Raw genomic sequence first — 209 nt, 5'->3', positions numbered from 1 at the left:
CAGAAAGTCGGTGGCGGGAACTATCAGAGTTCGATCGTTGATCTGCTCAAGCTGCTCGATCTGGACTCCAGCCTTGATGCCCGGAAGCAACTTGCCACCGAGCTAAATGTGCACGTCGGAGCCGATGGATCGGCTGAGGAGAACGTCGCTCTCCACAAGGCCGTGGTGCAGAAGCTCGAAGAAAACGGCGGCAAAGTTCCCGATAGCAT

The 209-nt window shown here is 56.5% G+C and carries 1 protein-coding gene; it reads left to right on the top strand.

Annotated elements, in window-relative coordinates; all coding sequences use genetic code 11:
- On the top strand, positions 1 to 209 hold a 209-nt coding region (locus GSQ76_RS31030), incomplete at both ends, for a DUF3597 family protein (RefSeq protein WP_158742791.1).

This window comes from Acidisphaera sp. L21 (assembly GCF_009765685.1).
Classification (GTDB): domain Bacteria; phylum Pseudomonadota; class Alphaproteobacteria; order Acetobacterales; family Acetobacteraceae; genus LMUY01.
Note: the sequence above shows the minus strand (reverse complement) of the source record. Positions and strands in the feature narration are given on the sequence as shown.